Source organism: Acinetobacter sp. ANC 4218, assembly GCF_002135245.1.
Taxonomy (GTDB): Bacteria; Pseudomonadota; Gammaproteobacteria; order Pseudomonadales; family Moraxellaceae; genus Acinetobacter.
This window is the reverse complement of the sequence record NZ_NEGD01000003.1, coordinates 112,912-136,201: the sequence shown is the minus strand read 5'-3', so window position 1 is coordinate 136,201 and position 23,290 is coordinate 112,912. Positions and strand designations below refer to the sequence as shown.

At 41.3% G+C, this 23,290-nt stretch carries 20 protein-coding genes, 4 tRNA genes and 1 pseudogene; 18 read left to right on the top strand and 7 right to left on the bottom strand.

What is annotated here, in order from left to right; translation table 11 throughout:
- Positions 1-97: 97 nt before the first annotated feature.
- On the bottom strand, positions 98-970 hold the full coding sequence (locus B9T38_RS03900) for an ATP-binding protein (RefSeq protein WP_086195546.1): 873 nt from the start codon (positions 968-970) through the stop codon (positions 98-100).
- Between the two features lie 187 nt (positions 971-1,157).
- On the opposite strand from B9T38_RS03900, the gene B9T38_RS03895 reads away from it, so the two are divergent.
- The 6 genes from B9T38_RS03895 (at position 1,158) to B9T38_RS03870 (ending at position 4,065) form a co-directional block, all read left to right on the top strand.
- Positions 1,158-2,669 carry a DUF3336 domain-containing protein gene (locus tag B9T38_RS03895; protein ID WP_086195545.1) on the top strand — a complete coding sequence of 504 codons (1,512 nt, stop codon included), beginning with the start codon at positions 1,158-1,160 and terminating at the stop codon, positions 2,667-2,669.
- Positions 2,629-3,486: a protein kinase domain-containing protein gene (locus B9T38_RS03890; protein ID WP_086195544.1), complete on the top strand. Its 858-nt coding sequence runs from the start codon at positions 2,629-2,631 to the stop codon at positions 3,484-3,486. The genes B9T38_RS03895 and B9T38_RS03890 overlap by 41 nt, the downstream gene beginning before the upstream one ends.
- A gap of 107 nt (positions 3,487-3,593) precedes the next feature.
- Positions 3,594-3,678: transfer RNA gene (locus B9T38_RS03885), tRNA-Leu, on the top strand.
- A gap of 34 nt (positions 3,679-3,712) precedes the next feature.
- Positions 3,713-3,786: transfer RNA gene (locus B9T38_RS03880), tRNA-Trp, on the top strand.
- 37 nt (positions 3,787-3,823) lie between these two features.
- Positions 3,824-3,908: transfer RNA gene (locus tag B9T38_RS03875), tRNA-Leu, on the top strand.
- 71 nt (positions 3,909-3,979) lie between these two features.
- A tRNA-Leu gene (locus tag B9T38_RS03870) sits at positions 3,980-4,065 on the top strand.
- Positions 4,066-4,205: 140 nt separating this feature from the next.
- Here the strand turns inward: B9T38_RS03870 and B9T38_RS03865 are convergent.
- A complete protein-coding gene (locus B9T38_RS03865; RefSeq protein ID WP_086176023.1) occupies positions 4,206-4,409 on the bottom strand; it encodes a hypothetical protein in 204 nt (67 codons plus the stop codon).
- Positions 4,410-4,905: 496 nt separating this feature from the next.
- Here B9T38_RS03865 and B9T38_RS03860 point away from each other — a divergent pair, with 496 nt between their 5' ends.
- Positions 4,906-5,178, top strand: coding sequence for a hypothetical protein (locus tag B9T38_RS03860; RefSeq protein WP_086195674.1), 273 nt, complete (start codon positions 4,906-4,908; stop codon positions 5,176-5,178).
- A gap of 29 nt (positions 5,179-5,207) precedes the next feature.
- Here the strand turns inward: B9T38_RS03860 and gloB are convergent, their stop codons facing one another.
- The gene (gene gloB / locus B9T38_RS03855) at positions 5,208-5,939 is read right to left on the bottom strand and encodes a hydroxyacylglutathione hydrolase (protein ID WP_086195543.1); all 732 of its coding nucleotides are present in this window, start codon (positions 5,937-5,939) and stop codon (positions 5,208-5,210) included.
- Here gloB and B9T38_RS03850 point away from each other — a divergent pair.
- The 3 genes from B9T38_RS03850 to B9T38_RS03840 all read left to right on the top strand — a co-directional run bounded on the left by B9T38_RS03850 (position 5,934) and on the right by B9T38_RS03840 (position 9,913).
- Positions 5,934-6,128, top strand: coding sequence for a hypothetical protein (locus tag B9T38_RS03850; protein WP_086195542.1), 195 nt, complete (start codon positions 5,934-5,936; stop codon positions 6,126-6,128). The two genes, gloB and B9T38_RS03850, sit on opposite strands and share 6 nt — an antisense overlap.
- A 57-nt stretch (positions 6,129-6,185) precedes the next feature.
- Positions 6,186-7,010 carry a PhzF family phenazine biosynthesis protein gene (locus B9T38_RS03845; protein WP_086195541.1) on the top strand — a complete coding sequence of 275 codons (825 nt, stop codon included), beginning with the start codon at positions 6,186-6,188 and terminating at the stop codon, positions 7,008-7,010.
- A 134-nt stretch (positions 7,011-7,144) separates the two neighbouring features.
- The gene (locus B9T38_RS03840) at positions 7,145-9,913 is read left to right on the top strand and encodes a M16 family metallopeptidase (protein WP_086195540.1); all 2,769 of its coding nucleotides are present in this window, start codon (positions 7,145-7,147) and stop codon (positions 9,911-9,913) included.
- A gap of 136 nt (positions 9,914-10,049) precedes the next feature.
- Here B9T38_RS03840 and B9T38_RS16945 read toward each other — a convergent pair.
- Positions 10,050-10,499: pseudogene (locus B9T38_RS16945) on the bottom strand (amidohydrolase family protein); the annotation flags it as partial.
- A 130-nt stretch (positions 10,500-10,629) separates the two neighbouring features.
- Positions 10,630-11,031 (bottom strand): DUF3144 domain-containing protein, encoded by a 402-nt coding sequence (locus B9T38_RS03830; protein ID WP_086195539.1) that lies wholly within the window; start codon positions 11,029-11,031, stop codon positions 10,630-10,632.
- 111 nt (positions 11,032-11,142) lie between these two features.
- On the opposite strand from B9T38_RS03830, the gene B9T38_RS03825 reads away from it, so the two are divergent.
- Positions 11,143-11,775, top strand: coding sequence for a hypothetical protein (locus tag B9T38_RS03825; protein WP_086195538.1), 633 nt, complete (start codon positions 11,143-11,145; stop codon positions 11,773-11,775).
- Between the two features lie 21 nt (positions 11,776-11,796).
- Here B9T38_RS03825 and B9T38_RS03820 read toward each other — a convergent pair whose 3' ends face one another.
- Together B9T38_RS03820 and B9T38_RS03815 are read right to left on the bottom strand one after the other, a co-directional pair.
- Positions 11,797-13,257, bottom strand: a complete 1,461-nt coding sequence (locus B9T38_RS03820) for a CYTH and CHAD domain-containing protein (RefSeq protein WP_086195537.1) — start codon at positions 13,255-13,257, stop codon at positions 11,797-11,799.
- Between the two features lie 183 nt (positions 13,258-13,440).
- A complete protein-coding gene (locus B9T38_RS03815; protein ID WP_086195536.1) occupies positions 13,441-14,901 on the bottom strand; it encodes a CYTH domain-containing protein in 1,461 nt (486 codons plus the stop codon).
- Between the two features lie 273 nt (positions 14,902-15,174).
- Here B9T38_RS03815 and B9T38_RS03810 point away from each other — a divergent pair, with 273 nt between their 5' ends.
- From B9T38_RS03810 to rapA, 7 genes are all read left to right on the top strand, one after another.
- The gene (locus B9T38_RS03810; RefSeq protein ID WP_086195535.1) at positions 15,175-15,558 is read left to right on the top strand and encodes an Mpo1-like protein; all 384 of its coding nucleotides are present in this window, start codon (positions 15,175-15,177) and stop codon (positions 15,556-15,558) included.
- Between the two features lie 676 nt (positions 15,559-16,234).
- Complete coding sequence (thiE, locus tag B9T38_RS03805; RefSeq protein ID WP_086195534.1) at positions 16,235-16,855, top strand: thiamine phosphate synthase; 621 nt, start codon at positions 16,235-16,237, stop codon at positions 16,853-16,855.
- Positions 16,856-16,898: 43 nt separating this feature from the next.
- Positions 16,899-18,206, top strand: a complete 1,308-nt coding sequence (gene hemL, locus B9T38_RS03800; protein ID WP_086195533.1) for a glutamate-1-semialdehyde 2,1-aminomutase — start codon at positions 16,899-16,901, stop codon at positions 18,204-18,206.
- Between the two features lie 66 nt (positions 18,207-18,272).
- Entirely contained in the window at positions 18,273-18,692 is a 420-nt protein-coding gene (locus B9T38_RS03795) for a GlcG/HbpS family heme-binding protein (protein WP_086195532.1), read from the top strand.
- Positions 18,692-19,399: a phosphopantetheine-binding protein gene (locus B9T38_RS03790; RefSeq protein ID WP_086195531.1), complete on the top strand. Its 708-nt coding sequence runs from the start codon at positions 18,692-18,694 to the stop codon at positions 19,397-19,399. The genes B9T38_RS03795 and B9T38_RS03790 overlap by 1 nt, the downstream gene beginning before the upstream one ends.
- Positions 19,400-19,531: 132 nt before the next feature.
- Positions 19,532-20,176 (top strand): RluA family pseudouridine synthase, encoded by a 645-nt coding sequence (locus B9T38_RS03785; protein WP_086195530.1) that lies wholly within the window; start codon positions 19,532-19,534, stop codon positions 20,174-20,176.
- Between the two features lie 143 nt (positions 20,177-20,319).
- Entirely contained in the window at positions 20,320-23,157 is a 2,838-nt protein-coding gene (gene rapA / locus B9T38_RS03780) for an RNA polymerase-associated protein RapA (protein ID WP_086195529.1), read from the top strand.
- The last annotated feature ends 133 nt before the right edge of the window (positions 23,158-23,290 follow it).

Below are 23,290 nucleotides of genomic sequence, written 5' to 3'. Positions count from 1 at the left end.
TGCTTTCTTTTTATCTTGTGTTTCCGCTTTAAAAGCCAAATTTCTATAAAAGAACCAGCTCATTTTAAGCTGGTTTTTATATGAAACTTGATCGGATTTAAAGTGCTTTTAACTGTTGTGATCCAATCCAGTGTTTTGAGAACTGATACGCTGCACGCCCTGAACGCTGTCCACGTGCCTGACACCATCTTAAGGCTTCGGCGCGTACTTCATCTGTCATGGACATACCAGCTTTTGCTAAATAGTGCTGCACGATTTCCAGGTACAAGTTCTGATCCATCGGATAGAACGACAGCCACATACCGAAACGGTCAGACAGTGAAATTTTTTCTTCAATGGCTTCTTGTGGGTGTAGCTCCGTGTATTGAGGAACATCCATACGCGTTATCGGGGTGTTTTCATGCATAAATTCCGGCAATAAATGACGGCGGTTGCTGGTGGCATAAATAATAAAATTGCTTGAACCGGATTGTAATGAACCATCCAATACACTTTTTAAACTGCGATAGTTTTCATCTTCTGCGTTAAAAGCCAGGTCATCACAGTAGACAATAAATTTTTCAGGACGATTTTCAATCAATTTCTGAATCATCGGCAAATCGGCCAAATCATCACGTTCAATTTCAATTAAACGCAAGCCTTCAGATTCATACTCGGTTAATAATGCACGTACAATTGAGGATTTCCCTGTGCCGCGTGAGCCAGTCAGTAGCACATCGTTGGCAGGCAAGCCTTTTAAAAATTGCCGGGTATTTTGAATCACTTTTTCTTTTTGTTTTTCTATACCTTTTAAATCGTCCAAATAGATTTTTTTAGGCTGCTGAATGGCGTTTAATTGTTTATTTTGCCACTTATAAGCCGAAGCTTCAAAGTTGGTTTCTTGTTTCAGTTCAGGTAGGTTTTGCTGTAGCTGTTGGAGTACAGTCGAAAGAACTTGTAAGATATTGTCAGGTAAATCAATTGTTGCCATGATGGTTCAGCTTATACGGATAAAGTGAAAAGGTCATTTTACATGGAAACTGTATATCAAATAGCCATAGTTTGCCAATTGAATAGGCGGTATGATGATGGATTAATCACTTGTTGATTGTACAAAGATGATGTTCGATACCCGATCAGGGACAGGAAATAACAATGAAAGTGTTTGAGGGATAGATATGTTATTTAATGAGTTCACGACAAATATTAATCCACATCAAGCATACCGTATAAAAAAATTAAAAAGTCAGCTCGCTGCGGCTGAAACCTATGAAGAATGGAAAAGCATTGCCCTAAAAATAGATGAAGAATCCGGTGCTCAAGAATGGAAATTGGATAACTGTTCACCTTATTTTGATGCCGAAATTATTTCTGAGCGATTAAGCAGGTTAAAACGCTACCGTTTTCAAAAACGTACCCAAGATCTCATGTATATATTGCGTGAAGGTTTAAGCTACGATATCGCAAATATTGCACATCCCATGCTTTTTAATGCTACCTATGTGGGCACTAAAAAAATTATTGAAGATTATGTGGAAGAAGTCAGTGAAAGCCTGGCTTACATTGCTTCGAGCAACTGTACTTGCTTGCCTATGGAAAAAAAAATAGAGTTCTTTCAGCAGTGTAAAAAAGCTTATGGCCAGCCTGCTATCATGTTTTCAGGTGGAGCAACTTTAGGACTGTTTCATACCGGCGTATGTAAAGCACTGCTTGAACAGGATTTAATGCCTAAAGTGTTATCCGGTTCGAGTGCCGGGGCAATCATGACCACCATGCTCGGTACTTCAAAACCTTCAGATATTACCGGTCTTTTAAATGGTGAAAACTTTTTTACCGAAGCTTTTCACTTTCGTAAATTTGGCGACCTTTTAAAGGGCAACGGTGGTTTTGCCGATGTAAAATACCTGAAAAAATTCCTGATTGAAAATTTGGGTGATGTGACATTTGAAGAAGCCTTTAAAACTTCCGGTTTACATATTAATGTCGCTGTAGCACCTTATGACACCTCACAACAAGCCCGCATCATGAATACTTATACTTCGCCAGATTTACTGGTTTGGAGTGCGGTGTTGGCATCCTGTGCTGTGCCCATCCTGTTTCCACCGGTTAAGCTCACCAGTAAGCGTTACGATGGCAAATTGACCCCTTATATGTCCAATACCCGTTGGGTAGACGGCAGTGTAAGAAGTGATTTCCCGCAAGAAAAAATGGCGCGACTGTATAACTTAAATTACACCATTGCCAGTCAGGTGAATCCACATATTGTGCCATTCATGCAAAGTGATGTAGAACGCTATCGTCAAGATATGATGAGCTGGCCAGAGCGGATTGTTCGTCGTCAGGGCAAAGTCATTACCAAAGGAATCATGGATTTTGCCCGTGGTCGGGTCGGCATGTTTCCCCCTGTACGCCGTTTGCTTGATCATGGCTATGGGGTGATTGATCAAGGTTATTATGGGGATGTGAATATCGTAGGTGATTATAGCCTGCGCCATTATAGTTACATGTTTCAGAATCCACGCCCGTATTTGTTCAAGTTATTGCAAAGAGAAGGGGAGCGGGCAACCTGGCCGAAAATATCTTCTATCGAAACCCATGCCCGTGTAGGTAAAACCATTCAGCACTGTTTAGAGCTTTTAAGTTATCAGCATGATCCAGAGAAAAAAACCGCAGAATTTATTGCAGTTTAAAGATGTGGATTTTTCTAACATCCATTTAATGTTAAAGACCAAGCCCAAAAGTTTAACTTTTGGGCGTTGTTTATATACCTTTGAATATCAGCAACAACACTATTGGTTAAAAACCCAAAGCTTAAATAGCCATCCAAGTGTTGAAGCCGGGTTTCGAAATGAACTGCTTTTTTATCAGCAATTTTTAGCTCAAGCCAATTCTGCCAGCAGCCAGCCTGATTTTTTATTGCCTTTTCAAATGATTTCTAATTTTAAAAGCCTGGCTGAATCACACATGTCGGGCAGTGCAGCATTGATTCTAAGCGACGCAGACTTATTGCTTGGTAATTGTGCCGAGATGTCACTACAACAGATCAAACAGACTTTTTTGAAGCTTTTAGATGCCGTGGATCAGTTGCATCAGTTGGGCTGGATTCATGGTGATTTAAAACGTGAGCACTTGGTTAAACATCAAAACCGCGTATGTTTAATTGATTTTGAGCAGGTACAAAAAATCAATGCAGTCCACAATCCGAAAAATCTAACGGCAACACCACGCTATATGGCACCCGAACTTTTTCAGGGTGCCGAAAAAACCGTGCAAACGGATATTTATGCGTTGGGTATTATTCTGTATGAATGGTTGAAAAATCAGCGCCTGAGTGCAAAAAATTATCACGATTGGGCCTATTTGCATTGCCAGCAGCTAAATATTGAACTGCCACAACCTTATTTAGCGTTTGAACAGCTTTTATGTGGCATGTTGGCGAAGCAAAAACAGCAGAGATTTACCGACATTGCTACAATAAAATGCTGCTTAGTCACTGAAAATGCTTAAGAAAAATACAGAAAAACGGTTTTTGTTTTTTATTTAAACAAACAAGTGGATTTTTCATAAAAAGGTCTTGTCATCAGGAATCGATCTCTATAATATACACAGCCATTGGGGACGTGGCGAAATTGGTAGACGCACTGGATTTAGGTTCCAGCGCCGCAAGGTGTGAGAGTTCGAGTCTCTCCGTCCCCACCACTTAACTATCAGCATAGTTTGATAATTAGGTTATAGAGGATTGGTGTAATGGTAGCATGACGGTCTCCAAAACCGTTCGTCAAGGTTCGAATCCTTGATCCTCTGCCAAGCTTTAAAAAATCCAACATCAAGTTGGTACCCTGATGGGGACGTGGCGAAATTGGTAGACGCACTGGATTTAGGTTCCAGCGCCGCAAGGTGTGAGAGTTCGAGTCTCTCCGTCCCCACCATCATATTAAGGCAAGGTAAGCTACCTTGCTTTTTTGTTGTAAGAAAAATCCAGCACTAAGCTGGTCCTGATGGGGATATGGCGGAATTGGTAGACGCACTGTGTTCAGGTCGCAGCGCCCTCTGGGCGTGAGAGTTCGAGTCTCTCTATCCCCACCATATTAAAGCAAGGTAAATAGACCTTGCTTTTTTATTGCCTGTAAAAAGTGAACATAAATAAAAAGCCCAAAAAATGGGCTTTTAAAAATAGATTTAAAATTATTATTGTTTTGTCCTAATCCAAAATGACCGATACTCTTTTAAGCTTTTAAATGATCTTCGAATTCTTCACCAAGTTGCATGGCAAGCGCATTACCTGCTAAATCACATGTGACCAGACCATATTCTTTTTTGAAGCTAAAGGTAAACCCACGATTATCAGTCAATGATTTTACTGAATAGCCCAATTTTTCTAACCAGATACGAAATGCAATTAAATTTTTTGCCTTAACAACTTTCTTCACGAGAGAACTCCTTGTGTATTAGATACTGACTGCTATTAAATAATTAATAGGGATGCAGATATTTTTTTAAAGGGTAGCTTGAACAGGTTTTTTATAAAATAAATATTTTGTATTTTTTTTATGCAAGAAATGCGTAAATAATAATTAAATTGCGGATAAAAACTAATCTTGTATTCAAGGAATTATTTTACATATTATTGATTTTTATTTATTTTAGCCTATTTTCTTGATTTTTTGAAATGGAAATATTTAAACACAATTTTAACTAGAGCATGAATGTTTTTATCTTTGAGCAGTTTTGGGGAAGAATAAATTGGGGGGGAGAATACCGCACTGAAGTGGAACAGCCATGTCATTTTATTCACAAATCAATAGCCGCCAAAAAATGACAGTGTCATATATTTTAAAAAAAGATAAAATATATGGTATTGTACCAAGAGAATTTATTGAATTCTGGCAGGTGCAAAATGTTGATCAAGATGAAGACAGAATTGTAATGACCACAGAAACCATTGAACAGAATGTAAGCAAGCAAATTCAGCAGATGCAGCAACAAGGTCAGGTACCTGTTGCTGTTATGCTGGGCCATGAGGACTGGCTATTTTTCGGCGAACAATCCAAAGTGTCCTATACGCCTTTTGGCAGCGCCCGTCGTTATCAACTGGCTTTAGGTGGGTTACTGCTAGTTCGTGTGGACGAGATGCATGTCACCAAAGTGGTGACGCAAGCCGAGCTTGATGCTTATACCCAAACCCATCAAATTTTATAAACTGTCATCGCTGCTACATACTACACCCATTAAAAGTTATCTTTTAACTGTCGTATGTGCCGAAATTCTTCCACGCTGTCCACCCTTAAAAAGGGATTGGTTTGCAGTTCCAATTCAATGCTACTTGGTAAGGTACTTTGACCGAGCATACGCAGTGCTTCCACCTGTTCGAAGCGCTGCTGAATCGCCAGGTTGTCAGGTTCGACATGTAAAGCAAACTTGGCATTGGCCAGTGTATATTCATGGGTGCAGTAGACTTTGGTACGTGCTGGCAAAGCAGCCAGACGGTTCAGCGAATGGTACATTTGCTCATATGTTCCTTCAAACACACGGCCACAACCCATGGCAAACAATGTATCGCCACAGAAAAGTACATCCAGCGCATCAATAAAATAAACGATATGCCCCAGTGTATGTCCAGGTACGGCAATAATCTCAATATTTAAATCATGAAAACTAAGATGATTTTCATGTTGTAGGGGATGAGTGATAAAAGGAGCTTTGCTTAATTCTTCCCGTGGACCATAAACGGGGATATGACGATTTTGTAAAAGCTCTGGCACACCGCCAATATGGTCTTTATGCCAATGTGTCAGCCAGATCTGAGTCAGCTTTAAACCTTTCGCTGCACAAACCTCTTCGACCAGATGTGCTTCCGTAGGGTCAACTGCAACGACTTCTTTACTCGGGATATGTTCTAATAACCAGATATAGTTCTGCAATTGATTTTTTACATCAATCATATGGACTTGAAAATGCATAAGATAGAAATCAATGATATAGATATGAATAAGCTAGCCTTAAAGCCAGGTTTTTTCCAGGGGAAAATCGCAATTAATAGGCTAGTATTTATACATAAAGTTGCTGATCTGCAGGCGGATACAAAAACAGTCTTTCTAGATCAGCTTTTTATTTTTAAAAAGCACGCTATGGAATACTTGCAGCAATAATGTCTGTATTACATTTAGAACATACAAAGTGCTGAATCTAAAATTGGGCAAATCAATATGAAAATGTATCAGGTAGATGCCTTCACAACGGAACTATTTAAAGGAAATCCTGCGGCAGTGATTGTGACTGAACACTGGCTGGATGAGGTCTTGATGCAAAATATCGCCTTAGAAAATAATCTGGCGGAAACTGCGTTTGTGAAAATGCTTGATGCAGAAAACTATGAAATCCGCTGGTTTACCCCAACCACAGAAGTGAACTTTTGTGGACATGCAACGCTAGCCAGCAGTTTTGTACTATTCAAAGATTATACTGCTGCGAAAACCCTTCGGTTTCATGTTAAAGAGCTCGGCATTTTTGTGGTAAGCCAAGAGGTGGATGGCAAAATCAAAATGAACTTTCCGATTCGCCGTGCAAAAAAAATTACCCATTATCCTGAAGTTTTAAAGCAAATTTTAAGCAAGCCATTTAAAAATGTTTATTTAAATCATCAGGCCTACATTATGGAATATGCAAATCCACAAGATGTACGGGATGAGAAGCCCAATCTGGAATTATTCAAACAATGGACACTCAATCAAGCCGAGAAAACCCAACCCAAGCGTGTTTTGGACCTGGCCATTACTGCTCAGGCTGCTGTGCCTTATGATTGTATATCGCGTTATTTTGCTCCAGCTAATGGCATTGATGAAGATCCGGTTACCGGTTCAATTCATACCGCGATTGCGCCACTTTGGGCAGAGAAATTGGGCAAAAAAGATATTCTGGCTGATCAGGTATCTGCACGTGGGGGAAAATTATATTGTGAACTGCTTGAAAATGAACGGATTGAAATTTCAGGTTATGCAAAATTATATATGCATGCAGAGCTACATTTGTAACATCTGGATATAAATGAACGACAAAGCTATTGAAATAAACGGTAATGCTTGCAAAAAGTAACTACTCAACATCATGATCATTTTCTAAGATGTGATGCTTAAAAATTCATATGACTGAATAAATTGGAATAATTATGCTCATGCGGTTCAAACAACTTACTATCTCATTATTATTTGTTGGTTTTAGTGCAACTGCCTGGGCACAACCGATTTTGGTTAAATCTGAGCAGAAGATTGAAGAATATACATTAGACAATGGTTTTCGCGTGGTTCTGGCGCAAAATGATAAAGAAAATAAAGTCTTTATGAACACGGTCTATCTGACCGGTTCACTCAATGATCCGCAGGGCAAAGGCGGTTTGGCACATTTGCTCGAACATCTGGCATTTAAGGGTACACAGAATATCAAAGGTGAAGAATTTCAGCGCCGTCTGGATCAATACACCTTAATGACCAACGCCAGTACGGATTATTATTCCACCAAATATACCAATGTGATCCGTCCTGAACAGAATGCCATTAATCAAGTGATTCATCTTGAAGCTGAACGTATGGACAAGCTGGTACTGCAAGAAAAGTTTGTCCCTTCTGAAATTGCCATTGTGAAACGCGAACGTGAAGTTCGTATGGATCAGCCTTTTGCAGTGATGATGGACCAGATGTGGAAATCGGCTTATGGCAATAAGTATCTGGGACGTTTGCCGATTGGCGATTTAAAAGAATTGCAGTCCATTAAAATGGATGAGCTGAATAAATTTTATCGAACCTGGTATGCACCGAACAATGCCGTAATGATCATTTCCGGTAAATTTGATAAAGCCGCTGTGTTAAAACAGATTGATCAACAGTTTAGTCCAATAGCAACTCGTCAGGTTCCAGTACAGACCAAAGTTCCTGTGCTGGACTCAGCCAAAATTCAGCATAGAAATTTTGTTGTAAAAAAGGGCAGTGATCTGGCTAAATTCAATATTTACCTGAATGGCAAAAATGAAAAGATCAAATCTGCTTTGGCACTGACACCTTATTTATATACCATGCAACCGAGTGGACATCTTTATCAAAGCATGGTGGAAACCGGTTTAAGTACCGGCGTTCAATCTACTACCTGGCTAGATCAGGACTTTAATCTGGTCTTTATGGGTGCCATTTATGCACCGAATCATGATGAGAAAAAAGTGCAATCCGAACTTATTGCGGGTGTGGAAAAAAGTCAGCCATTTAATGAGACCGAACTAAACCGGGTAAAAAATCTGATTCAGAATCAGGCAGACAGTGTACTCAGTAATGCTGCCGCTTTGGGGGGGCGTTTAAGTGATTATTATGTGGCTTATCAGGGAGACTGGTCGCAGTACTTTACTGATTTGAATAATGTGAAGCAATTGAAGCTTACTGATGTCAATCAAACCCTGACCCGGTTTTTAGTGCCAGAACATCGCATTTCTGGAGATATTAAACCGACCCCGGAAGATCAGAAAAAAGCAGTGCAACAACAGGCTGCCGAGCAACCTAAAACCTTAGATCAGGCCAGTGTGCAAGAAGAGCCGCTTAAAGACAGCAGTGCCTATAAGCAGGAAGTCGCGGAATACGTCAAAACCTCAAAGCAGTATTTGATGGATACTGAAAAGAAAATCCAGCGCGGAACGTTGAAAAACGGTATTGCATACGCTTTATATCCAACCTCTACCCGTGATGATAAAACCTATGCCACCATTTCTGTTGACTTTGGTACGGACAAATCTTTGTTTAATAAAGGTGAAGTACTGGATTTGATGGCCTATTTACTCTTGCGTGGCTCAGATCAGTATAGTTTGCAGGATATTGCAGACAAATCGATTGAAGCGGGTGGTGGAGCAACGGCTACAGCATCTGCAAATAGTATTGCCATTCAGATTGTGGCAAAAAAAGAGAAATTTGATGATTATTTCAAATTTATGCTTGATGTTCTGAAAACACCGAAGTTTGAACAATCGCAATTTGACCTGATCAAGTCACAAAGCTTGTCGAGCCTAGATCGGCCATATACGGAACCTGAAACGGTTGCCGCATTGACCATGACGCGCTTATTGGAAACCTATCAGCCAGGAGATTTACGCTATCATTTTGAACCTGAGCTGTCTAAACAGCAGCTTAAAGCAGCAACAGTTGAGCAAGTGAAAAAATTATATCAGGATTTCTTTATCAGTCATCATGCACAAATTGCCATTACCGGTGATTATCAGGCTCAGCCCATGCTAAAACTGCTACAAAAAGAATTCTCTGGATGGAAAGCGCAATTGCCTTATCAACGCTTAAGTTCTGATTATCAGGCGTATAAGGCACAAAAAATCCATGCTTTATCAGAGCAACGTGAATTTGGTAATTATCAGGTCATTTTGACCTTGCCGGTGGGTTCGAATCATGCCGATGCGCCAGCCTTAATGGCGTTTAGTTATATTCTGGCTGATTCGCAGCTGTCGTCACGTTTAGCCCAGGAACTCCGTGAGAAAAATGCCCTGGTGTATGGATTTGGTAGCAATCTGGATCTGGATGAATGGATTGATTCAGGGGCACTTACCATAGAAGCCAATTATACGGCAGCGAAGTCGGCGCAAGTATCGCAAGCCGTGCATAAGGTACTGAATGATTTACTGACTAAAGGGGTGACTGAACAGGAGCTGGAAGCGGCCAAAGCCAATATTCTGAAAAAACGGGTGACTGCTTTGGAAGATGAACGCAGTATTCACGCAATGCTTTTGCCGCAACTAGAACATAATCGCGACTTATTATTCCGTGAAAAGCGTGATCAGGCTTTTGCAAAACTTAGCAAAGCAGATGTGGATGCCGTAATCAAGAAATACATCAAACTGGATCAGTTGGTGGAAGTCATGGCAGACCAGTATGGAAAGCCACAAAATAAGTCATAGTTCTTAATCAGCTCTATCATTTAATTTATTAGTGCCACCAATCTATTTGTTTTAACATTCCCTCTCCTTTTAGGAGAGGGTTAGGGAGAGGTTATTTTTAATGATTATACTAAACTGTCCTTAAAGAAAAGCCCATTTAAAGCTGATAAAACTGCTTCGCGTTATGATAAAAACTTGTTTCAGTGCATTCGGATCATAGACCCCCACTAACCACATCACTAAAGGCATTAATGATGTTCAGCAGTGATGTACTTAATGGGAAAGTTGAAGGCAAATATGACCCGGTAATTGCCAAAGTGCCGCAGTATATGGCTAATCAGTGGAAAGGCTAAATCATAGATTTCCTGTTTGCTGGCTAAGCGATTCTGCTTGTGAAACTGATGACTCAATATCGGCATAAACAACAGGCCAGACATCTTGATATAAACATTTGGATACCTTGCCAGTTCGGCAATATCCTCCTGCCAGCGAACTAGAATATTTCCCGTACAACTTTGGTCAGTCCGCTCTGTACTCCAACTTGACCAAAAAGACCGGCAGGCGTGCCAAAATGGTCTAGCACAATCGAAGTTTCCGGAAACTGTCTCCAGCTGTTGTATGGTCAGTCTTTGGTTCAGTAAATCTCTGTCATGTCACCATACACTAAGGTATTTTGGCTTTGGATGACCTTTCATCCAAAAACTTAGCACATAAAAAAAGCCCCGTAGGGCTTTTCATTAATGATCGTGATTGTGGTCATGATCATGCTTGTTGGTATGAAATTCTTCGTTACGACGAAAGCGAAGATAGTTTTCAAACTGTTCGCAATATTCGTCATAGTTGTCTTCCAGCATCATCTGGAACTGCTGCATGATGTACGACATCACCTGATCTTTGGCATCACGCATTTCATTACCATCTTTAAAGTTATTGGCAGCCACCCAAGTATTAAAACGGGCAGTAGCAAACAGCATGGCAGCGCTGACTTGTCCGCGCATTTCAGCAGGTTTCACGGCTGAACCTTTTTCGACACGGCAAAATTCGTTGGCCTGTTTAATAAATTCATCAGCACGTTCAAAAAAAGCAGCATTTAACGCTTCTTCTTCGGTTACATCTGTTGCTTCAATCTTTTGAACCATGAACTTTTCCTGCAAAAACGATCTAATGGCATATATTATAGGCAAAGCCTTGCAGAAACTAAACCTTTGGATTAATCTAAAAATAGCCTAAGCATAAAAATGGATACTCCAATGCAAGATGCCATTGCCGTACAAAGTTTAAAAAGTGACATCGCCTTATTGCGTCAAAATATTTGGCCGCCTGCAAATTTGGCCAATGTTGAAGGCTTACCTATTTATTATGGTTCTAAAAAAGAAGTCGATGAATATTACCGGCAATGGATCGGGTTAATTGAACGAGCACAAGATCTATTCCAGCCTTTTATGCAAGATGAAACACTCGATGCGGTGCATTTACCCAGCCATTTGAATCTGCCGCTGTTCTATTTTCATGTTGACCGCATCCGAATTAATAAAACCCGCGCCAAAGAGTCGAAAACCTTTCGCGGTATTGCCAGCTTATTAGATAAGTGCGGAAAATTTGAACCTGAGCAGATTCAGGCCATGAGTGCTTGGTTGGAAAGTGATGATACCGCAGCTTTGGTGGCTCATCGTGAATTCATCGATTTGCGCACTTATGTATTTCAACATGGGCAAAGTGAGTATACGCGCACGCGGTTTTATGTGAATGGTATTGTACTCAGTACAGAGCCACATTTTGAACTGGTCGATGCACGTGATAAACCGCGCAAACAACGTAATGACAGTTATAGTGATCCACTGGCGGATAATGGAACCTGGAAAATATTTGGCAAATATCGCTAATATTAGCTTTGCATTTTCTACTTACCAGAAAGTATCGGTTTTAGAATAATCGTCTAAATGCTGCTGAGCCTGTTGCAGAACGTATTTTTTCTCACTGGCAATCCAGCCCAAGGCAAACCACAGTTTTTGTTTACGCTTTACCATGTCCTGAAACAGTGCTTCTGCCACCATCAAATCGTTATATTGTCCTAAACTTTCCTGGGCAGGTTTTAAATCTTTGAGATAGTGTTTTACATCTTGAACAGGATAAAGCGAAGCCACGAATTCTACACAATAACGCAAGCGTTTGACCCGTTTGCGGGTACGATGCCGGGATGGAATATCCAGCTGTAAAAATTGATCGGCATCTTTGCAGATTTGTTGATGCATTTTTTGCAGTTTTTTGGCGATATCTTTTTTTAATCCGGATTTTTTCTGTTCTTTACTTGGCTGATCGACAAAGCGCAGCAGATGAAGAATCAATTCTACAAAGTCTGAAGAACGTAATGATTCATCAATGGGAATGCCGGATTGTTCAGGCGTATCTGGAACCTGAACAAAAGGGGCACCTGCCTGTTCGAGCTGAGGTAAAAGTCCTTCACTCAAGGCATCGCGATCACGGGTTGAACCCAGTTGGCGGAACAGATGAGTCAGCTGCTCTTGCCAGTCTGGATGGACATCTTTTGACCAGTCCTCAAAAACACGTAAGGCACTTCTTAAACGGCGAATGGCAACCCGAGTCTGGTGCACATGTTCGCTATCATACTGTCCGGAAGCGATGGTTGATGCATTCGGCAATAGGTGCTGCAAGGTATTATTGATGATCTGCTTTAAAGCTTGATCTGTTGAGTCCTGTGGATTCAGCTTGAGTGAGCTTGCAAATTGAGCAGCAGGATTTTTTAAACTCCGTGCCAGCAAATCGCCGCGTTGAGCTTTACTTCGCACATCTAGCCATAAATGATATCGCTGCACCCAGGGGTGAATAAATTTGATCAGGTCTTGTATGGAACCTTGTTTAAGCTCAAATTCAATTTCATAAATTGACACGCTCTGATCGTTATGACGAATCTCGCCGCGATCCAGACTCACTTCAATTTTTGAACGGTTAAAATGAATCACATGTACCAGACGTTGAACGACTGTTTCATATTGCACAATCAGGTTTTTAGCCTGTTTGCCCAAAGCCTTTTGCAGCAATTGTTTTGCTTTCGAATCGGATTGATACATCTTAAGATCTAAATCCGGGTCTTTTAGCTTGCCTAAATCACTTTCCAGTTCAAAACGTTGTAAGGAATGATCGCTGGGCGCTTTTAAAGTTTGTATCCAGTGATCATCTTCAAGACGTTGCCGTAATGAAATATTTTTTTCAGCTAAATGCCGTTCGGGCGTGTCATAGTATTTTGCGTATAAAGAAATCAAGCGAGCATTCTTGTTCAAGAAGAGCTGATAGAGCTTTTCTTGATCTGATGCGGGGATCTGAAATTTTAATTCTACTTCAAGCATGTTAAAACTCCTGACGCTTCATCATCCGATAGGGCCATGACTTTCATTGTAAGCCAGTATCAAAAAAAGAGTAGGGTTTTGCCAGAAAGTAGATCAAGCGTATGTCGCCCCACTCATTGGTGTGCATTAAAAGATCATGCCATACGCTTTGATTTGACTGGTTTAATTTTGTCGCTTTATTTGTTACTTAATAAATTTACGACTCACCAGGAATTGTTCTGTCGCTTCAAGCAGGTTTTGTGCATACACTTCCTGTTTTGCTGTCAGCCAGCCCAACACAAACCAGTCACTGGCTTCAAGTTCAGTTTGCTGAATATATTCGGCAGAAGAGGCCAGAATCTGATATTCACTGGCTGCAAGTTGAGCATCATTCAAGGCTTTGCTGTATTTTTGCAAATTTTTGACATCATAAATCGAGGTTAGAATCGGGAAGCTAAATTTCAGTTCATGAATTTTAGTGGCTAACTCATCCAGACTTTCGAAGTTGGAAATATCGGTATTTGCAAGATGCTCTTGGAGCTGTTTATATTGATTTTGCAGGGTATTTTGCGCAAACCATTTTAAGTCATGCGCTTGGAGCTTATCCTCATGGTCCAGGCCAAACATCAATAATTCCAGATAATGATGTACGTTTTGTGTGGAACGTACCAGATTGGCCAACTTTTCTTTAGCATACAAAATATCTTTGGCTAAATTTGATGCAGTATTGGGATTCTGTAAAAATGCGCCTAAAGTCGACTGCATGTGCTGCAAATGCTGTAAATGATCAAACTGATGCTTAAATGCACCCAGCTGCACCGCCCATTTGTCGGAAACTGCCTCATTCCAGTCTTTAAATAACGACAGGGTCAAATGTAAATGATCCAGGGCAATTTGTGCCTGCTGAATATGGGTTTGCTCGGCAACACCTGCAGCAATAGCTGCGATATTTGGCAGTAAATGCTGTAACTGCTGGGCAATCAGCAGACGCAAGTTTTTATTGGCGGGGTCTTTTTTACTTAAATGAAATTCCTTGGCTAATTTTGCTGGACTAACGGGTTGCTGGATGGCCAAAAGATTGCCGATTTCGGCCTTACTGCGTACGTCCAGCCAAAGATGATATTTTTTCACCCATTCAAAGCTAAAGGCGAGAAGAGATTGGACAGAACCTGATTTAAGTTCAAATTCAACTTCATGTACTTCACTCTGGGCTGTTTCGGTACGCACTTCACCAACATCTAGACTGACTTCTATCTCAGTTTCTTCAAAATGAATGACGCGAAAGGTACGCTGTATATCGGTTTCAAACTGTAATTTAAGTTGATCTTGTGCCTCACCCAAAGCATTTTTCAGGATGTGTTGTGCTTCAGCATCCTGCTCATAAATAGATAAATCCAGCTGTGGTGTCTGTTCCAGTTCACCCAAGTCATGATTATGCTCAAAACGATGTAAGTGGCTTTTCCCGGCAGCTTTTAAGGTTTGAATCCAGCGCGTGCCTTCCAGACGTTGTCTTAAGGCAACACCATGCTGTGAGAGTAAGCGTTCTGAGGTGTCGTAATATTTGGCTTTCAGTTGAATAATTTCAGATTTTTTAGGATCCAATGCTTTTAGTAAAGCATTACGTCTTGCTTCAGGAATTTGAAATTTTAATTCAACTTCAACCATGATTTTTCATCCTAATTTTTTGATGCGATGTCAGCAATGCAAACATTATCTATAGCTTACACATGCGTTATGAAATCTGTTCTTTTATAGCGCCGGAAATAGCATTGTTCATTCTAAGCTGATGATTGTAGCGAAAATGATTTTTGATGTAAGACTTGACGAACGGATTCTTGACTGGTTGCTTTGCAAATGATCAATAAAATGATAAAGGTGGATACTTTAATTTGGCTGAAATATGAGCTAACTTGAATCAAAAGAGGCAGGACTATGACCATGAATACAACAATCCAGCTCAAATTTGAACATCATCCAGAACCGGAATTTCAGCTGCCGATTCAAAACTATCATGAATTCTATCGGTTTTATCTAACTGAGCATCGTAATATCATGAGTCGCCGTTTGCACATATTCGGCAGTAGTGTCGGGGCCTGCCTATTAAGTCGTGCCATTGTAAAAAGAAAGCCAAAGTATATGGTTTATGGTTTATTGTTTGGCTATGCTAGTGCATGGGCAGGTCATTTCTGCTTTGAAAAAAACAAACCGGCCAGTTTTAAACAGCCGCTCTATAGTTTTATTTCAGATTGGCGCATGTTTTCTGATGTGTTGCGTGGGAATTTAAGTTTGAAAGATCGTTCCCTGGATAAAATTCCCAGTTAGTTAAAAAATCACTTATATTATGTGAATAGTGTTTAAAAAATTTACCTAAAAATAAAATATTTGTAAATTTACGGAATGTAGACTTGCAATGGTAGAGTGAATATTCTATTAATAGAACAGGCATTGAATAAATTTATTTCTTACTTCGAGCGTCCTAATTTTAAAGTTTTCCAAGCCTAGAGCGACCTTCTCTAGGCTTTTTTTATTTAAGGAAGGTTTTATTTAACGAAGGTTAGATAAAAGCTAAAGTTTTTGAATCAAGATTAAAAAATAGGGAATTAAAAATTTACAAAAAATGCTTTGTCAGAGTTGAGGATATTACCCAATTTTAGCGGAATAAAAGATTTAAATAAAAATAAGACGACTTCCTAATCCTTCATTCGCTTCCCCCAAGCGCATTTTATAATCAAAGATCAGGAAGTCTTTTCATTGCTTCAAGTTTTTGTTTTTATCATTATTATTTATTGTCATTTTGTGGTTTATTTAATCGTTTAATTTTCAGATGATCTATCCCTGAAAATAGGTATTTTCACATTATTTAACTCAAAGTTGCTACCGTTTAAGTTTTCTAATTTTTGATATTCATCTGCTGTAATTTTAAGGAATTAAGACAGTTCCGCTGAATCTTGTCCCTGATATGCCTATAATAAGGCAGTTTTAGTTTTGGCAGTTTGTTATGCGCGGTTTATATCTGATCACCAATGATGATCCTTTAGAACTTTTATTGGCTAAGCTTGAAGGTGCAATGGCCAATGGTGGTATTTCAGTATTGCAATACCGTCGTAAAAAAGTCGCCAAAGAAGATCAATTTTATGAAATTGAGTACATGAAAGCCATGTGTGCTGAATATCGCGTACCTTTCGTGATTAATGACGATCTTGAAATTGCAGTTAAATACGGTGTAGGTGTGCATCTGGGCCAGGATGATGGCTCTATTGTCGATGCGGTTGCGCGTTTGCCAGAAGGTGTCCTGATTGGTCGTAGCTGTAACAATTCTCTGGAATTGGCAGAACAGGCGATTGCCGATGGTGCAAATTATGTGGCATTTGGTGCAATTTATGCGACTGAGAGTAAGCCTGAAGCTGGAAACATTGGTCTGGAAACCTTGAAACAGGCTAAAACACAATTGAATGTGCCGATCTGTGCCATTGGCGGGTTAACCGTTGAAAATTCAAAGATCGTGGTGGAATCTGGTGCAGATTATTGTGCAGTGATTAGTGATATATTAGGTCGTCCTATGCATGCCATTCCTGAGCGTCTTGATGAGTGGTCTGCACTTTTTCAAGACAACCTTTAATAATATAGATTTAGATTGATTTAATTTTGAGTTGAGTAAATTCATGAGCCTATCTCCAAAGCAAGAACAATTGTTTAAACAAGCCAGCAAACATATTCCGGGTGGGGTGAATTCACCGGTACGTGCGTTTAATGGGGTGGGTGGTACGCCTGTATTTATTGAAAAAGCCAAGGGTGCCTATTTATACGATGTCGATGGTAAACGCTATGTGGACTATGTCGGTTCATGGGGACCGATGATTTTAGGCCATGCCCATCCTGACATCATTAAAGCCGTACAAGAGGCTGCTATTGATGGCTTAAGCTTTGGTGCACCAACAGTACATGAAACCACGCTTGCAGATATTATTTGCGAGATCATGCCATCGATTGAACTGGTTCGGATGACCAACTCAGGTACGGAAGCAACCATGACAGCGATTCGTTTGGCACGTGGTTATACAGGCCGTGACAAGATTGTGAAATTTGAAGGCTGTTACCACGGTCACTCAGACTCGCTTTTAGTTAAAGCGGGTTCAGGCATGTTGACTAGCGGTGAAGGTGAAGCGACTTCAGCGGGTGTACCAGCTGATTTTGCCAAGCATACCTTAACGCTGCCGTACAATGACATTGCAACCCTGAAAGAATGCTTTGCCAAATTTGGTCATGAAATTGCGGGTGTAATTGTTGAACCGGTTGCAGGCAACATGAATCTGGTGAAACCGATTGATGGTTTCCTTCAGGCGATTCGTGATGTATGTGACGAACATGGTTCAGTCTTTATCATTGATGAAGTCATGACTGGCTTCCGTGTCGGTTTGGGCGGTGCGCAGGCGCACTATGGCGTGACTCCTGATTTGACCACTTTGGGTAAAATTATTGGTGCAGGTTTACCTGTGGGTGCTTTCGGTGGTAAACGTGAAGTGATGGAGTGTATTGCGCCACTCGGTAAAGTGTATCAAGCGGGGACATTGTCAGGTAATCCACTTGCGATGCGTGCTGGTATTGAAATGTTCAAGCATTTACGTACCGAAGGTTTTTATGAAAAATTAACTGCGCAACTCGAAAAATTGCTTGCCGGTTTACAAGCGGCTGCGGATGAAGCAGGAGTACCATTCAAGACTCAACAAGTGGGCGGGATGTTCGGTTTGTACTTTACCGATCAAGAAGACATCACCAGTTTTGATTCCATGTTGAAATGTGATGTGGATGCCTTCCGTAAATTCTTCCATGGCATGTTGCAGCGTGGGGTGAATTTTGCACCTTCTGCATTTGAAGCGGGCTTTATTTCAGCAGCACACAGTGATGAAGATATTGAATTTACTATTCAAGCTGCAAAAGAAACCTTTGCAGAAATGAAAGCATCCGCTTAATTTTGAGCATGTAAATGAAGCCCGTTTTATAGCGGGCTTTTTTATAAAGAATTTTTGAGAGCGAATATGAAAACCAAACATTATTTGACTTTAAGCGATGCGGAATTTTTACTAAATTCAGCTTATGAATATGCACTTCAACATAGTTTTAATGTCAGTATCGCCGTTGTAGATGAAACCGGAAATTTGTTAGCGATGAAGCGTATGGATGGGGCCGCGCCGATGACTGCTAATTTAGCAATTGAAAAAGCCAAATGCTCGGCAATGAGCCGTCGTCCATCCAAATTGTTTGAGGATATTATAAAAAATGGACAAATGGGTTTTCTGACCATGGAATCATTTTCAGGAATGCTGGAAGGTGGCGAGCCGATTATGTATGAAGGGCAGTTGGTCGGTGCGATGGGCGTATCAGGCGTGAAGTCGTTTGAAGATGCGGAGATTGCACAGGTAGCGATTGAGAAGTTTTTAGCGCAGGTTGAGGCTTAATGTTTTATCCATTACCCAAAAAGATCCAACTCACCCCCTCCCAAGCCAAATGGCAGCTTTCAGCAACTGAATCGGTTTTAGTGTTGGTGGGATTGCACAACCTAAGGATGATGGCAGGCATACAAGACAGCGACCTCATGACCCATCTTGTTCAGATCACTAATAAAGCCAAAGCTTTAGATATTCCGATTGTTGATTTGTATGGTGATGACCTGATGCAGGGCATGCAGCAACTCGGTGAATATGCATCATCGCATCCACAACTGATTTTTGCCGGGCAGGTCACGCCGATGCTCAAGCAAATATTGCCGCATCTACAAAGTGTCACCGAGCAAATCTGTGTAGTGGACGATGCGATTTTATTGTCGAATCAAGACCAGCATATTCAATGGATTGATAACATTTCGATACACGGCTTGCATCATATGAATAGCTATAGTTTGACTAGATTATGGGATTTAAGTGCGCCATCCAATTATGTGCTTTCCCCCAAGGGAATTATGCTTGCGGTTGCAGAGCAACTGAACATGGATGCTCTGGAAATTGATCCTGATCTTGATCTGAAACAGTACGGTTTGGATTCTGTTGCTATTGTCACTTTAGTGGGGATTTGGCGAGCGCATGGGGCAAACATTACTTATGAAGATGTCCTAAAACACAATTCACTACATGCGCTGGTCAGCTTTGTATTGCAATCAGCACGTTGATAACACGGGATTGAAATAATTTTTGAGCAAAATCGGAAAATCCGTCACCAATTCGAATATTGTGCATTGTAATTCTGCGCCAAGCTTTCTATCATTGCCGCCTTGTTTGCGCGATCAGCCTGGGATTGAACATTGAGTAATTTTCTAACCGAACATCTGATACATCGTGATGAAGATTTTATGGTCATCCATAAGCCTGCAGGTGTACTCACCGTTCCCGGCAAAACCGAAGATTTACAAGATTGCGTGATCAACCGATTATTAGAAATAGAACCCAAAACACTACTGATTCACCGCCTGGATCGTGATACTTCAGGCATTCTGGTGTTTGGCCTGAGCAGATGGGGGCAAAAAACCATTTCCCGCCAGTTTCAGGAACGTCAAACCGACAAAACCTATCAGGCGCTTGTAGCAGGGCATCTTGAAGGGGAAGGCACGGTTGACGTACCTGTCGTTTATGATCCTGAACATCCACCTTTACATATTGCCGATCCCCATCATAACAAGCCTGCACTGACCCATTGGCAGGCTATTGAACATTTTGAAATTCAGGGACAGGCGGTGACGCGGGTCAAACTTAGCCCGATTACCGGCCGTTCCCATCAGCTACGCGTGCATATGCAATATCTGGGTCATCCCATTATTGGTGATACTTTATATGCGACTCCTGAGCAGCAACTGATGATGCCGCGTCTGTGCCTGCATGCTGAAAACTTAAGTTTTTATCATCCGCAAACAGAACAGCTGATGGAGTTTTATGCTCCAGTTCCTTTTTAAAGTAAAAACTTTTTAATCCTCATAGATTTTGCGCACTTTTTAGTGGGCTTTATGTCAAAATATATTGCTTAAAGACCTGGTTTTTTGCTCAAATACCAAGCAGATTTTGGGCTTGAAATTAGTGTCCTCATTTTTAGATAAAGGTGGAAAAATTGCATCAGTTTGCTATTGGTCAGCGTTGGTTATCAGACACGGAAACAGAACTCGGTTTAGGGGTTCTTATAGACGTAGATGAAAGATCGGTTAGCATCTTATTCCCAAAAAGTGATGAAACACGTGTCTATGCACGTAACAATGCACCTTTATCACGTATTGTGTTCAATGTGAAGGATGAACTGCAAGATCAGGAAGGTACCCAATGGACGGTTGAGTCTCTAGAAGACCGTCATGGTGTGGTGCGCTATAATGTCGTGCGCAATCTGGAAGATGGCTCAGAAGAACGTAAGTCACTCAACGAAACCCGTATCGGTGCGACCATCCAGCTGTCTAAACCGCTCGACCGTTTGCTGGCCAGTCAGGTTGACTATAAAGAATGGTATGACCTGCGTATTGAAGCTTTACTGATGCAAGCCAATATGAAGAACAGTCCTCTGCGCGGCATGGTCGGTGCGCGTGTAGGCCTGATTCCGCACCAGCTTTATATTGCCCATGAAGTGGGACAGCGTTTTGCGCCGCGTGTCTTACTTGCTGACGAAGTTGGTTTGGGTAAAACCATTGAAGCGGGCCTGATTATTCATCAGCAACTCAAAACATCGCGTTCTGAACGTATCCTCATTCTGGTGCCAGATTCACTGCAATATCAGTGGATGATTGAAATGCGCCGCCGTTTTAATCTGGAATTTTCACTGTTCGATTTGACTCGTACTGCATCCATCAAGGAACATGATCCTGATCTAAACCCATTCCTGACCGAGCAGCGCATCATTGCTTCTGTTGATTTGATGGTGGATCACGAAGATTTACGTGAACAGGCTTTAGAAGCTGGTTTTGATCTGCTGGTGGTGGATGAAGCACATCACCTGATGTGGAGTGAAGAAGAAGGCGGTAATGACCGTTATGACCTGGTTGAAGAACTGGCGGAAAAAACCCCGGGTGTGTTACTGCTCACGGCTACTCCAGAACAGCTGGGTGTAGAAAGCCATTTTGCCCGTTTACGTTTGCTCGATCCGCAACGTTTCAGTTCACTTGATCGCTTCCTTGATGAAGAAGAGCAGTATCATCAGACTGCAAAAATTGCTGAAGTGCTGATGTCAGACCTGCCTTTGGAAGAAGGGCATTTAAAAGCGATTGAAGGTTTGTTGGGTCATAGCATTCAGGATGAGCCGGAACAGCGTTTCCGTGCTATTCATGAATTGTTAGACCGTCATGGTACCGGTCGTATCTTATTCCGTAATACCCGTGAAGCGATTCAGGGTTTCCCGGGTCGTGACTGTCAACCGGCACCTTTACCAGCACCTGCAAACTGGTCAAAAGATGGTAAGCTACGTGAACAGATGTGGCCGGAAGAAGCACAGCTGGATGGCGCATGGATGGAACATGATCCACGCGTGATGTGGCTGATGGAAAAGCTGCGTACTGATCTTAAACACAAAAAAGTCTTGCTGATTGCGCGTAGTGGTCCTGTAGTGGAAGCACTGGAAAATGTGCTCCGTTTACATGCTGGTATCCGTACTGCCATGTTCCATGAAGGCATGAGCCTGCTTGAGCGTGACCAGGCAGCAGCTTATTTCGCTGAAGAGTCTTATGGAGCACAAATTCTATTGTGTTCTGAAATTGGTTCTGAAGGTCGTAACTTCCAGTTTGCCTCTGACCTAGTCTTATTTGATTTGCCTGCGAACCCGGATGTGCTTGAACAGCGTATTGGTCGTCTGGACCGTATTGGTCAGGAAAACCGGATTCAGATTCATGTGCCTTATTTAGTGGGCACTGCACAGGAACGTATGTTCCGCTGGTACAACGAAGGTTTAAATATTTTCAGCAATATTTCCCCGACTGCACAAACCTTGCAAGAAAACTTCATCGTGAAGTTAAAAGACTGTTTATTGGCAGACCTAGGCCAGCAGTTTGAAGATTTGCTGGAAGAAGTCAGTGTTCAGCGTGAAGCGCTGGAAGCAGAATTACAGGAAGGCCGTGACCGTCTGCTGGAATACAACTCTTGCCGTCCAATTGTGGCGCAGGAAATTGTGCAGGCGCTTGAAGATTATGACGACAACACCACTTTGCCGATGTTTATGAAACGCTTTATGGCGTCGACCAATATCGATTTTGATGAGCAAAGTAACGGTACGGTGATCATCAAGCCGACCGATCAAATGCAGGTACAAGGCTTGTCTTTAGATGAAGAAGGCATGACTGCGACCTTCTATCGTGATCAGGCGCAGGTTCGTGAAGATGCACAGTATTTAACCCTTGAGCATCCATTCACTGAAAGTGTGATGGAAATGATCAATACTCAATCTTTTGGTAGCACCAACGTTGCAGTATTAAAATCAGCAGCCTTGCCACAGGGTTCGGTATTGATTGAAGTCTGGTTCAAGGTGGATGTGGTTGCACCGAAGGCATTGAACCTGCCATCCAGCTTGCCACAACAGTTGATTCGTGTATTGCTTAGTGAAAAAGGTCAGGACCTGTCTGAAAAGATTGCTCCGGAAATCCTGAAACCTTATTTACATCATTTAGATGGCAATAGCTGCCGTCAAGTGGTGAAAGCACGCCGTGAAGTGATTGAGCAGCGTTATGCACAAGCCTTGGAGATTGCCAAATCTGCATTGCCAAACTTCAAGCAGCAGGCAAAAGAAGTTTATGGCAATAAATGGCAATATGAAATTGACCGTTTAACTTACCTGAAGCAATTCAACCCAAGTATCCGTGAAGATGAAATTTCACGCTTACAGAAATTCCAGAAAGAAGGCTTGAGCTTGTTGGATGGCTTATCTGTTACACCGGAAGCGATTCAGGTGATGGTTGTGGTTAAACCATAATTTGGAATTGAAACAAAAAGCACCTACGGGTGCTTTTTATGTTTAAGATGAAGGAGTTCTGACTCATCTAGATTAAAATTTAACTCATGCTAAAATAAGAAAATAATTTTTATAAAGAAAGTACAAGAAGAAT

What these genes read in the sequence shown, in the direction of transcription:
- B9T38_RS03890 (WP_086195544.1), top strand. Translation starts at nt 2,629, where the DNA reads ATGATCCAGAGAAAAAAACCGCAGAATTTATTGCAGTTTAAAGATGTG.
- gloB (WP_086195543.1), bottom strand. Translation starts at nt 5,939, where the DNA reads ATGCATTTTCAAGTCCATATGATTGATGTAAAAAATCAATTGCAGAAC.
- B9T38_RS03850 (WP_086195542.1), top strand. Translation starts at nt 5,934, where the DNA reads ATGCATAAGATAGAAATCAATGATATAGATATGAATAAGCTAGCCTTA.
- B9T38_RS03895 (WP_086195545.1), top strand. Translation starts at nt 1,158, where the DNA reads ATGTTATTTAATGAGTTCACGACAAATATTAATCCACATCAAGCATAC.
- B9T38_RS03900 (WP_086195546.1), bottom strand. Translation starts at nt 970, where the DNA reads ATGGCAACAATTGATTTACCTGACAATATCTTACAAGTTCTTTCGACT.
- B9T38_RS03810 (WP_086195535.1), top strand. Translation starts at nt 15,175, where the DNA reads ATGAATACAACAATCCAGCTCAAATTTGAACATCATCCAGAACCGGAA.
- B9T38_RS03840 (WP_086195540.1), top strand. Translation starts at nt 7,145, where the DNA reads ATGCTCATGCGGTTCAAACAACTTACTATCTCATTATTATTTGTTGGT.
- hemL (WP_086195533.1), top strand. Translation starts at nt 16,899, where the DNA reads ATGAGCCTATCTCCAAAGCAAGAACAATTGTTTAAACAAGCCAGCAAA.
- B9T38_RS03860 (WP_086195674.1), top strand. Translation starts at nt 4,906, where the DNA reads ATGACCACAGAAACCATTGAACAGAATGTAAGCAAGCAAATTCAGCAG.
- thiE (WP_086195534.1), top strand. Translation starts at nt 16,235, where the DNA reads ATGCGCGGTTTATATCTGATCACCAATGATGATCCTTTAGAACTTTTA.
- B9T38_RS03820 (WP_086195537.1), bottom strand. Translation starts at nt 13,257, where the DNA reads ATGCTTGAAGTAGAATTAAAATTTCAGATCCCCGCATCAGATCAAGAA.
- B9T38_RS03825 (WP_086195538.1), top strand. Translation starts at nt 11,143, where the DNA reads ATGCAAGATGCCATTGCCGTACAAAGTTTAAAAAGTGACATCGCCTTA.
- B9T38_RS03830 (WP_086195539.1), bottom strand. Translation starts at nt 11,031, where the DNA reads ATGGTTCAAAAGATTGAAGCAACAGATGTAACCGAAGAAGAAGCGTTA.
- B9T38_RS03845 (WP_086195541.1), top strand. Translation starts at nt 6,186, where the DNA reads ATGAAAATGTATCAGGTAGATGCCTTCACAACGGAACTATTTAAAGGA.
- B9T38_RS03790 (WP_086195531.1), top strand. Translation starts at nt 18,692, where the DNA reads ATGTTTTATCCATTACCCAAAAAGATCCAACTCACCCCCTCCCAAGCC.
- B9T38_RS03815 (WP_086195536.1), bottom strand. Translation starts at nt 14,901, where the DNA reads ATGGTTGAAGTTGAATTAAAATTTCAAATTCCTGAAGCAAGACGTAAT.
- B9T38_RS03795 (WP_086195532.1), top strand. Translation starts at nt 18,273, where the DNA reads ATGAAAACCAAACATTATTTGACTTTAAGCGATGCGGAATTTTTACTA.